Origin of the sequence: Phenylobacterium sp., from assembly GCF_013911965.1 — a bacterium.
Classification (GTDB): domain Bacteria; phylum Pseudomonadota; class Alphaproteobacteria; order Caulobacterales; family Caulobacteraceae; genus Phenylobacterium.
This window is the reverse complement of sequence record NZ_JACESE010000007.1, coordinates 199,039-205,976: the sequence shown is the minus strand read 5'-3', so window position 1 is coordinate 205,976 and position 6,938 is coordinate 199,039. Positions and strand designations below refer to the sequence as shown.

Here is a 6,938-nt window from a genome sequence, read left to right as displayed (position 1 = left end):
AGCGGCTCAATCAGCCGCCACTCCGCTTCACTCAGGTCGTAGCGCGCCATCTCAAGCTCCTTTCGGAAGCCTTGAATCAGCGTCGCCCTCAACCAGCAAGCTTTATGGGTTCAGAACCTAGAGCGCAGCCTTCACCGCCGAAACCACCTCCGGATCCTGCGGTTCGGTCCGGGGGCCGAAGGCGCCGATGAGGGCGCCGTCCTTGCCCACCAGGATCTTGTGGAAGTTCCAGGCCGGATCGGCCGCCTCGCCGAGTTCCGCCTTGGCCCACTTATAGAAGGGGTGGGCGCCCTCGCCCTTCACGTCGGTCTTGGCCGTCAGCGGAAAATCGACGGAGAAGCGCGTCTCGCAGAAGTCCTTGATCTCGGCCTCGGTCCCGGGCTCCTGCCCCATGAACTGGTTGCAGGGTACGCCGAGCACCACGAGCCCCTGGTCGCGGTAATCGGAGTAGAGCTTCTCCAGCCCCTCGTACTGCGGGGTCAGGCCGCATTTCGAGGCCGTATTCACCACCAGCACGACCTTGTCCTTGAAGGTCGCCAGCGGCAGTTCGCCGCCCTCGATGGACTGAAAAGAATAGTCGTAGGCGTTGGTCATGGCGCGCTCCCTCGGTTCAGGTCCAGTCTAGCCCAAGCCTGCGCCCCTCGGGACGCCGAATCCGACCGCGGCGCCGGGCGCTTGGCCCGGCGGCCCGCCAGCTATATCTTGTCACTGACTGACAGTTGTTCCGCATCCCGCCATGCCTTCCGCTCCGAATCCTTCCATCGAGCCCCTGGGCGTCCGCGCCCTGGCCAAGCAGCGGACGGCTGAAGCGATCGTCGACGCTGCGCTGCCGCTCTTCCAGGCCTGCGGCTACGACGCCGTGACCACCGAGCAGATCGCCCGGGCGGCCGGCGTCACCCAGCGCACCCTGTTCCGCTACTTCCCCCGCAAGGAGCTGATCCTTTACGCGCGGCGCTACGACTATGTGGACCGCTACGAGGCCTTCCTGAACGAGGCCATGTCCATCTGGCCGAGGCCCTATGATGCGGTGCGCTCCGCCTTCCAGTCTCTGACCGGCTTCTATGAGGCGAACCGCGCTTCGGTTTCGCAGGTCTACGCCATCATCCAGGGCTCCGATCAGCTGCAGGCCATCGAACGCGGCCACCAGATGCGCATCGACGAGCTGACCGCCTTCGCCCTCGACGGAGCCGAGGCCTATTTCGCGCGGCAAGGGCGGCCGACGCTCGAGTCGCGCATCGTCGCCTCGGTGCTCTTCGGGACCATCCGGCCGATGTTCCGGGAGTGGCTGCGGGGCGAACTCCCCGGCGAACTGCGCCTCTATGCGGAGATCGGCTGGGCGAACGTGGAGCCCACGATCCTGGCCGCCCAGGCCTATGCGGACACCGCCGTCGCCGCCTTTCGACGCGTTCCGCCGCGCTGAGTCCGCCAAGCCGCCGTCCCTTCACCGAACCGTCAGACGAACGTCACTTCCGCCGATTATGACAGCGACTGACGGATTTTTCCGTCGTCGGGGATAGGCCGGCGCGACGCCAGGGCGCGCGCCAGTCCGCTCGCATGCGGACCTCAGATCGGGGATGTTGGAGATGAAGCTGAAGCTGGCGGCGTGCGCGTCCGTGGCCGCCCTTTGCGCGGGCCTGTCCACCGGCGCCGCAGCCCAGGAGGCCGCGGCGACCACGCAGGTGGACGAGATCATCGTCACCGGAGAGAAGTTCGGCCGGAACATGCAGGAGACGGCGACCAGCGTCGGCTACGTCTCCGCCGAGGATATCGAAACCTCCTCCATGATCTCCGGCCGCGACGTGTTCGAGCGGCTGGTGAACGTGAACACCGCCGGGGCGAACGGACGGTTCGCCATCCGCGGCGTGGCCTTCGACAACATCACCGGCGCGGGCTTCGGCGCCCTCGGCACCCTCTATGTCGACAATGTCCGGATGAGCGACAAGTCGACCCGCTTCGGCCCGGACCTGCTGTGGGACGTCCAGTCGATCGAGGTGCTGCGCGGCGCCCAATCGACCCTGCAGGGGCGCAACGCCCTGGCCGGCGCCATCTACATCAAGTCCGTCGACCCCAGCTATGACTGGCAGGCCAAGGGCCGGGTGATCGCATCGGATGGCGGCGGCCAGGACTATGCGGTCGCGCTCGGCGGTCCCCTGATCGCCGACACGCTCGCCTTCCGGCTCTCGGCCGAACGGCGCCTCAGTGACGGCTTCCTCGAGAACCCGGTCCTTGGGACCGACAAGGTGGACTATGCCGACGACCTCCAGGTTCGCGGCAAGCTGCTGTTCGAGCCGACCGACGACCTGACCGTCCGCCTGGCGGTCAACTATGCCGACATCGACCGCCGCGATGCGCCGTCCGACACTCGCATCCTGGGCGCGAACGGCTATCTCGACGCGGGGCAGAAGGGCCCCGGCTTCGAGGCGGGGGTCGCCGGGCAGGACGGCGCCGAGCGCCGCCTGAGCTTCGTCAACGTGCCGGAGTTCGATACGACCGAGACGTGGGCCGGCGCCCTGACGGCGGAGTGGCGCCTCAATCCGGCCCTCACCCTCATTTCCGAGACGGCCGGCCAGCACTCGGAGAACTACAAGCAGCGCGACGGCGACGGCGGCGTCTTCGCCTACGGCTACGCCCAGCCGGTGACGCTGCAGAACCCCTACGGCATCGGCGATTTCGGCTATCTGGGCGACGGAACCCTTCCTGTCGATCCTGTCGAGCTGCAGGAGGAGACGGTCGAGATCTTCAGCCAGGAGCTGCGCCTGAAGTACGACGCCGGCGGCCGGCTGAAGGCGCTGGGCGGCCTCTACTTCACCCGCGAGCACGAGTCGGAGGACAACTTCACCTTCCTCGTCTTCCGCAATGTCCGTCCGCTGGTGGTTCAGACGGCCGCCGGCTTCGGCCTGACCGGCGCCACGGCGAACCTGCTGGCCAGCTTCTATTCCAACGATGCGCCGCTCTACACCTTCAACGCCCAGCCGGTCAGCGTGACCAACTACGCCGCCTATGGCGAGGGCGAGTTCGAGGCCACCGAGCGCCTGACCCTGGCCTTCGGCCTGCGCTACGACCACGAGGAGAACACCTCGCGGATCACCAATTCCGGCCTGGTGTTGGGCTTGGCCAATCCGGCCCAGCTCGCCCCGATCAGCCCGCAGCTTGCGGCGCTCGCGGCGGGCATCAACGCCGCCCTCGACCCCTTCGCCGAGGCCGAGAGAGAGGCCACGCAGACCTTCCACGCCTGGCTGCCCAAGGCCTCCGTCCGCTACGACCTGACCGAGGACGTCTCGGTCGGCGCCGTCGCCCAGCGCGCCTATCGCGCCGGCGGGGTCAGCGTGAACGTCGTGCGCCAGCTGGTGACCCCGCTGAAGCCGGAATACACGTGGAACTACGAGCTCTTCCTGCGCTCGGAGCTGTTCGACAAGCGCGCCCGCTTCAACGCCAATCTCTACTATGTCGACTGGAAGGACCTGCAGGTCACCATCGACCTCTCCGACCAGGAGACCGACAGCATCGGTGCAAACGCCGGCCAGGCGGAGCTCTACGGTTTCGAACTGCAGGGCGACTTCGATGTGAGCCGGAACCTGAAGCTCTATGGCGGCCTGGGCTACAGCCACACCGAGTTCACCGAGTTCGACGTCACCGTGCCGGAGGCCGCCGCGGCGCTCGGCATCACCGTCGACCCCACCCGGCTGGACGGCCTGGAGGGCAACAGCTTCGCCTATGCGCCGGAATGGACCGCCGTGCTGGGCGGCGCCTGGCAGGGCGAGGACGGCTTCTTCGCCAGCGCCAACGCCAACTACCAGAGCACGAGTTTCGCCGACACGGGCAATACGCGGAAGAACGAGGCCCGCACCCTGGTGAACGTGAAGGCGGGCTACGACTTCGGCCGGGTCACGGGCGCTGTCTTCGTGCGCAATCTCTTCGACGTGGACTACGTGAAGGACGCCAACGCCGCCCGGCCGCTGCTGGGCGAACCGCGGGTGTTCGGCGTCTCCCTCGAAGCGCGCTACTAGGACGGGACCTTGGACCCCTACGTGCTCCAGCCGCTGCTGCTCGCCGCCGCCTTCCTGGCCGCGGCGAGCGGTTGCCTGGTCCTCCTGCGGCGGCGGCCGAACGTGCGGCGGGGACGACTGGGCGCGGCCGTTTCGGCAGCCGGCTTCGTCATGCTCGCGGCCGCCTCCGGCTTCGTCGGCCTCTTCCATGCGGTGACCGGATGAAGCTCTCCAGGATCGCCGCCGGCCTCTGCGCCGCCCTCGCCCTGCTTCCAGCGGCGCCGGCCTGCGCCTGGGACGGCGTCACCCACGGCCACATCACCGATCTGGCCGTCGAGCAGGTCCAGACGCCGGAGCTCCGTCGCTTCCTGCAGACGCACCGCGACGCCGTGCAGTCGGGCGTCGCCTTCCCCGACTGGGGCCATGGGCTGAAGCCGCACGGCGAAGCCCTGCACGCCCATTATCTCGACGCCGCCTGGAGCGATCTGCAGCGGCCGCAGACGCAGGCCCAGCCGAACCACGACGAGCTCTTCGCCCACTATCTCGGCGCCTACGCCCACGTGGTGGAGGACCGCGTCCTCGACGCCACGCTGAAGAAGCACGCCAAGGCGGTCGGGGAGCCGGACCGCGACGACATGGAAAACGCGATGCTGGGCATCGCCGGCGAGGGCCTGCTGCGCTGGACCTACCGTCCCTTCGTGCCCGACGCCGACTTCGCACGGATCTATGAGCGTTCGGCCTATTTCGGCGAGACGCGGCTGAACGCCGACAACCTCGCCGAGGTCATGCGCGACACCATGGGGCGAAGCGCCGACCTGGAGCGGCAGCTGAAGCTGCTCTCCTTCCTTTCGGCGGGCTATTCACGGCGCGCCTGGCCGTGGGGTGCGGCCAATCTCGCCAAGGCCCCCGGCGGCTACGAGTCCAACGCCCGGGCGGTGGCGGCCGGCTGGGAGGCGATCTGGGCGCAGGCCCATGGTCGACCCGCGCCCTTCTTCGTCTTCAGCATCCCTGCCGACGGCGGCCGTCTGCCCAGCGCCGAGGCCCTCGACGGCTACGGCCGGATCACGGTGGTGACGGCGCAGCGGTTCGACGTCCGCGACCTCACGCCCGACATGGTGACGCTGACCGGCCCGGCCGGGCCGGCGCCGGTCCGGATCTGGCCCTATATCGACATCCCCGGACACGACGTCGATCTGGCCTTCCAGATCGAGGCGGAGAGGCCCTGGATCGCAGGCGCCGGCTACCGGCTGCGGATCGCCCCGGGTCCCGGCGCCGGCGCGCCCCTGGCCGACGCCCCCGCTTACGAGATCGCCTTCCAGGCTCCGACCGAGCCGCAGTTCCAGGACCGCGCGCACGCGCGCCGCCCCTGGGCCATGGGGTTCTTCCTCTTCGCCATCGTGGGCGGCGCCGCCGGCGTTCTGTTCGGCCTCGGCGACCTCGCCATGCTCGCCGTCGGCGCCGAACGGCGGCCGCCGGCGCTCGAGGCCCTCGACATCGGGCTGAAGGCGGTCGCCGTCCTGATCTTCGCCGGCGGCCTGTGGCTGCTCGTCACCGACGGCGCGGCCTTCATCGAGTTCCTGCGCCGCCACCACTGAGGCGCGGCCGGCTCAGCCGATCTGTTCGAGGCCCTGTTCGACGGCGAGCGCCAGGTCCAGCGCCCGGATCGCCTCCGCGGCGGTGACGATCGGACGCGGCGCCTCGCCGCGCACGGCGGCGAGGAAGCCCTCGATGCTGGCGCCCAGGGTGTCCCTGGCCGCCGGCGTCTCGGCGAAGTCGGGATCGAGGGTGAAGCCCGTGGTGTTGCGGAAGGCCCGCGTCAGGAAATCGATCTCCAGCTCGCCGCTGGGATAGACCACCTTCATCGTCCGCTCGCGGGCCTCGGCCTGGCGGGAGACGTCGAAGATCGCGGTGAAGCCGTCGTCGAAGGTGACTTCCGAACGGGCCGTGTCCCACGACCCGCTGCGCACGATGGTCCCCTCCCCCTCGGCGGTGACCGGCTCGGCGGCCGACAGCGAAAGCGCCAGATCGAGATCGTGGATCATCAGGTCCAGCACCACCGAGACGTCGAGGCTGCGCTCGGACGGCGTGCCATGGCGCACGGCCTCCAGCCGCAGGGGGCGAGCGGGGATGTCGAACAGGCCCATGACCTGGAAGAGGACGCGCTCCTGATGGCCGCAGGCGACCACGGCGCCGCGTCGGGCCGCCTCGTCGGCCACCGCCTGAGCCTTGGCCACGTCGATGGCGATCGGCTTTTCGATATAGACGGACTTGCCGGCCTTCACGGCCGCCAGGGCCTGCTCGGCGTGGAAGGGCGCAGGCGAGGCCACGGTGACCACGTCCACCGCCTCCAGGAACTCGTCCATCTGGGCGAAGGCGCGGCCGCCGAGCGGCATGGCGAGGCCCGCCGCGCGTTCCGGATGCGGGTCGAGGACGCCGATGAAATCGACGCCCTCCAGGCGCGCATACTGCCGGGCGTGGTAGGTCCCGAAGACGCCGGCGCCGATCACGCCGCCGCGCAAGGTCTTGCTCATGTGGCCTCCGCTGTCCGCGCCGCGCCTAGCATGATCCGTGCGCGGCGCGCCACTGCGGCGGAAGGCTCCTAGCGGGCGGACAGCTCGGTCAGGACCGGCATGGGCTCGGCCGCCTGATAGCTGAAGGCCACCCGCGAACCCGGCTCCAGCGGGGCTTCGGCCAGGACGGTCGCGTAGGCGCGGAACTCGTGCCGGCCGGCGGGCAGGCCGCCCTCCACCGCCTCGTGGTCGATGGCCATGGTGCGGCCCTCGAGGCTGGCCACCGTGCCCACGCCGCTGAGGACCGGGCCGGTGGGGACCGGCTCGACGTCGCCGCCGCCGACCGCGGCCGGCGCGGCGCCCTGGGTCTCCGAAGACTGCCCGCAGCTGGCGAGCGCGAGGGTGGAGACCAGGGCGGCGGCGAGGACGAAAGCTCTCATCA

Annotated in this window: 7 protein-coding genes; 4 read left to right on the top strand and 3 right to left on the bottom strand. The window is 69.6% G+C overall.

The window, feature by feature from the left end:
- Positions 1–117: 117 nt before the first annotated feature.
- Positions 118–594: a glutathione peroxidase gene (locus H2041_RS09515; RefSeq protein WP_293411963.1), complete on the bottom strand. Its 477-nt coding sequence runs from the start codon at positions 592–594 to the stop codon at positions 118–120.
- 142 nt (positions 595–736) lie between these two features.
- Between H2041_RS09515 and H2041_RS09510 the strand changes: the two genes are divergently transcribed.
- The 4 genes from H2041_RS09510 (at position 737) to H2041_RS09495 (ending at position 5,581) form a co-directional block, all read left to right on the top strand.
- A complete protein-coding gene (locus tag H2041_RS09510; protein WP_293411961.1) occupies positions 737–1,420 on the top strand; it encodes a TetR/AcrR family transcriptional regulator in 684 nt (227 codons plus the stop codon).
- Between the two features lie 163 nt (positions 1,421–1,583).
- Positions 1,584–4,007, top strand: a complete 2,424-nt coding sequence (locus H2041_RS09505; protein ID WP_293411959.1) for a TonB-dependent receptor — start codon at positions 1,584–1,586, stop codon at positions 4,005–4,007.
- Between the two features lie 9 nt (positions 4,008–4,016).
- The gene (locus H2041_RS09500; protein ID WP_293411957.1) at positions 4,017–4,211 is read left to right on the top strand and encodes a hypothetical protein; all 195 of its coding nucleotides are present in this window, start codon (positions 4,017–4,019) and stop codon (positions 4,209–4,211) included.
- Complete coding sequence (locus H2041_RS09495) at positions 4,208–5,581, top strand: hypothetical protein (RefSeq protein WP_293411955.1); 1,374 nt, start codon at positions 4,208–4,210, stop codon at positions 5,579–5,581. The genes H2041_RS09500 and H2041_RS09495 overlap by 4 nt, the downstream gene beginning before the upstream one ends.
- A gap of 12 nt (positions 5,582–5,593) precedes the next feature.
- Here H2041_RS09495 and H2041_RS09490 read toward each other — a convergent pair whose 3' ends face one another.
- Positions 5,594–6,517, bottom strand: coding sequence for a Gfo/Idh/MocA family oxidoreductase (locus H2041_RS09490; protein ID WP_293411953.1), 924 nt, complete (start codon positions 6,515–6,517; stop codon positions 5,594–5,596).
- Positions 6,518–6,585: 68 nt separating this feature from the next.
- Positions 6,586–6,936: a copper-binding protein gene (locus H2041_RS09485; protein ID WP_293411951.1), complete on the bottom strand. Its 351-nt coding sequence runs from the start codon at positions 6,934–6,936 to the stop codon at positions 6,586–6,588.
- Positions 6,937–6,938 lie beyond the last annotated feature (2 nt).

Coding starts and splice junctions, on each gene's coding strand:
- H2041_RS09515 (WP_293411963.1), bottom strand. CDS start 594: ATGACCAACGCCTACGACTATTCTTTTCAGTCCATCGAGGGCGGCGAA.
- H2041_RS09510 (WP_293411961.1), top strand. CDS start 737: ATGCCTTCCGCTCCGAATCCTTCCATCGAGCCCCTGGGCGTCCGCGCC.
- H2041_RS09505 (WP_293411959.1), top strand. CDS start 1,584: ATGAAGCTGAAGCTGGCGGCGTGCGCGTCCGTGGCCGCCCTTTGCGCG.
- H2041_RS09495 (WP_293411955.1), top strand. CDS start 4,208: ATGAAGCTCTCCAGGATCGCCGCCGGCCTCTGCGCCGCCCTCGCCCTG.
- H2041_RS09490 (WP_293411953.1), bottom strand. CDS start 6,517: ATGAGCAAGACCTTGCGCGGCGGCGTGATCGGCGCCGGCGTCTTCGGG.
- H2041_RS09485 (WP_293411951.1), bottom strand. CDS start 6,936: ATGAGAGCTTTCGTCCTCGCCGCCGCCCTGGTCTCCACCCTCGCGCTC.